The organism is Streptomyces sp. NPDC050549, from assembly GCF_040655035.1.
Lineage (GTDB): Bacteria > Actinomycetota > Actinomycetes > Streptomycetales > Streptomycetaceae > Streptomyces.
Genome location: NZ_JBFAJD010000107.1, coordinates 1 through 2,554, shown reverse-complemented (window position 1 = coordinate 2,554; position 2,554 = coordinate 1). Strand labels below are relative to the sequence as shown.

Genomic DNA, 2,554 nt, shown 5'->3' with positions numbered 1-2,554 from the left:
CACCGAGGCCATCGGCGCCGCCGTCGACCGGGCGATGCGGCGGCAACGCGAACGGATCCGACAAGCAACACCGAACTTCACCCAAACCGCTTAGACCTCGGCGAGCAGCCGCACGACGAGCTGCTCCGCGTGGGCCATGTCCTCGTCCGGGTCGTTGTCCCGGAACCGTCCGCCCGCCTCCGACGCGGCGAACCCGAGCATGAACGTGGACAACAGCCGCTCGGCCCGTGGAATCCGGTCCTCCTGGAGGCCTGCGGCGCGCAGGGCGTCGTAGACCGCGTTGCGCGGCCCGACGGCCGCCGGGGTGACCGCCGGCCGCTGGAAGAGAAGCAGGAACAGGTCGGGGTGGCGTCGGGCGGTGGCCCGCATGTTGCGTGCCAGCAGGCGCAGTTGCTCGCGCCAGTCGAGTCCGGGACCGGGTACCTCGATCTCCAGCAGCAGTCGCTCCACGAGACCGTCGAGGAGTCCCTGCTTGTCGCCGACGTGCCGGTAGAGGGTCATCGGGTTCACGTCGAGTTCCTGCGCGACGGCCCGCATGGTGACGGCCGGCAGCCCTTTCCGGGTCGCCAACTCCCATGTCACGTCGAGCACTTGATCACGACTGATCCGCCGTGGCGTCACTTGACATCCTCCCTCGAAGCTACGTATACACAGTATACGTATACGTTGTATATACCGAGTGGATCAAGGGAGTGGCCATGCTGACCGTCAGCGGCCTGCGCAAACGGTGGGGTCCCGTCCAGGCCCTGGACGGCTTCGACCTGCGGATCGAGCCCGGCGAGATCTGCGGCCTGATCGGCCACAACGGCGCGGGCAAGACAACCTTCGCCCGAGTCACCGCCGGCCTGGAGCGGCCCGACGCGGGCTCGGTCCACGTCGCGGGGGCGGACCTCGCCACAGCCCCCCGTGCCGCCCGAAACCTGATCGGCCTGGCACCCCAGGAACTGGCCCTCTACCCCACCGCCACGCTGCGCCAGAACCTCCGTCTCTTCGGCGGCCTCGCCGGCCTGCGCCGAACCGAACTGCGCGCCGAACTGGCCGCCGTAGCAAAGGAGTTGGCCCTCACCGACGTACTCGACCGGCCGATCGGGACACTCTCCGGCGGCCAGCAGCGCCGCGCCCAGGCGGCCACGGTATTGCTGCCCCGCCCCCGGGTGCTGCTGCTCGACGAGCCGACCGTCGGCGCCGACCCCACCACCCGCGAAGCGCTGCTACGACTCGTCAGGGCCCGCGCCGACGAAGGTGCCGCCATCTGCTACACCACGCACTACCTGCCGGAGTTGGAGGACTTGGGCGCCACGCTCGCGGTGGCCGCGGCCGGCCGGGTGATCGCCCGCGGTGACCGCGCGGACCTCCTGGACGGCCTGCCCGGCGAGGTCACCGTGACGTTCACCGGCCCCGTACCCGAACACCTCACCCAGACCTCAACTGCCCCCGGGGAACTGCGTTTCAGCACCGCGGACCCGGCCCGGGCCCTGGCCCGGCTCCTCCGGGACCTGGGCCCCGACACCACGCGAGTCCGCTCGGCCGCAGTCCGCGAACCCTCCCTCGACGACCTCTACCGAAGCCTGGCCGCCGACCGACTCCCCGCACAGACCCACCATGCGGCCTGAACCCGCCCCGACCACGGCCCGCCGCGCCTGGGCCATGACCCGCCACACCCTCGTGCTGCTCGTCCGGGAGCCGGGAACCCCGCTCGCCTACACCGTCATGTCCCTGGTGCTCCTGAGCGTGCTCCACCCGGTCTACGACCGCCTCGCCGCCCCCGGCACAACGGGTGTCGTACAGGCCGCTCCCGGCATCGCGGTGATGTTCACCCTGCTCGCCCTGGACGTGGCCGGCCAGCTCCTGCTCTCCGAACGCACCTGGCGCACGTGGGACCGCCTGCGCTCAAGCCCCGCGACTCCCACGACGATCCTGACCGGCAAGGCCCTGCCGCTGACGGCACTGTTCCTCTCCCAACAGGCCGTACTCTTCCTCTTCGCGACCGCGGCCTTCGGCTTCCCCCTCACCGCCGGCAGCTGGCGCCTGCCGCTGCTGGCCCTCCTCTGGGCGGCCTGCGTCACCTCGTGCGGCCTCGCCCTCGGCGTCCACGCCCGAAGCCAGGGCCAGTTGGCAGCCGCCTCCGACATCGGCGCCCTCACGATCACCTGCCTCAGCGGCTGCCTGGTCCCCCTCACCGTCCTCCCCCACTGGGTCTCCACAGTGGCCCCCGCAACCCCGGGCTACTGGGCCCTGCACGGCTTCCAGGCAGCCGTCGCCGATGACCCCCGGGCCTACGCACACGCGACGGCGGTCATCGCGGCCATCACGGCGACGGCCCTCCTGGTGTCCGCACGACGCATCCGCCGCTGACCCCGTCGTCGGGAAACGCCGAGGCCCGGCTCCCCCAAAAGGAAACCGGGCCTCGCGACGGCAATCGCGGGCTTACAGCCCCGCAGCCTTCCGCAGCGCGTCCACGCGGTCGGTGCGCTCCCAGGTGAAGTCGGGGATCTCGCGGCCGAAGTGGCCGTAGGCGGCGGTCTGGGCGTAGATCGGGCGGAGCAGGTCGAGG

4 protein-coding genes are annotated in these 2,554 nt (G+C 71.6%); 2 read left to right on the top strand and 2 right to left on the bottom strand.

Translation table 11 applies throughout. The features are described from left to right. Window positions 1-90 precede the first annotated feature (90 nt). On the bottom strand, window positions 91-621 hold the full coding sequence (locus tag AB0I51_RS48285) for a TetR/AcrR family transcriptional regulator C-terminal domain-containing protein (protein WP_362985886.1): 531 nt from the start codon (window positions 619-621) through the stop codon (window positions 91-93). A gap of 77 nt (window positions 622-698) precedes the next feature. Between AB0I51_RS48285 and AB0I51_RS48280 the strand changes: the two genes are divergently transcribed. Together AB0I51_RS48280 and AB0I51_RS48275 are read left to right on the top strand one after the other, a co-directional pair. Next, window positions 699-1,613, top strand: a complete 915-nt coding sequence (locus tag AB0I51_RS48280; RefSeq protein WP_362985884.1) for an ABC transporter ATP-binding protein — start codon at window positions 699-701, stop codon at window positions 1,611-1,613. Then, complete coding sequence (locus tag AB0I51_RS48275; RefSeq protein ID WP_362985882.1) at window positions 1,603-2,355, top strand: ABC transporter permease; 753 nt, start codon at window positions 1,603-1,605, stop codon at window positions 2,353-2,355. Before AB0I51_RS48280 ends, AB0I51_RS48275 begins: the two co-directional genes overlap by 11 nt. A gap of 72 nt (window positions 2,356-2,427) precedes the next feature. Here the strand turns inward: AB0I51_RS48275 and AB0I51_RS48270 are convergent. Then, window positions 2,428-2,554: methionine adenosyltransferase domain-containing protein (locus AB0I51_RS48270; RefSeq protein ID WP_362985888.1), on the bottom strand; the 127-nt coding region annotated here is incomplete at its 5' end.

Bases quoted from the DNA above. Each gene is read 5' to 3' on its own strand.
- AB0I51_RS48280 (WP_362985884.1), top strand. From the start codon at position 699: ATGCTGACCGTCAGCGGCCTGCGCAAACGGTGGGGTCCCGTCCAGGCC.
- AB0I51_RS48275 (WP_362985882.1), top strand. From the start codon at position 1,603: ATGCGGCCTGAACCCGCCCCGACCACGGCCCGCCGCGCCTGGGCCATG.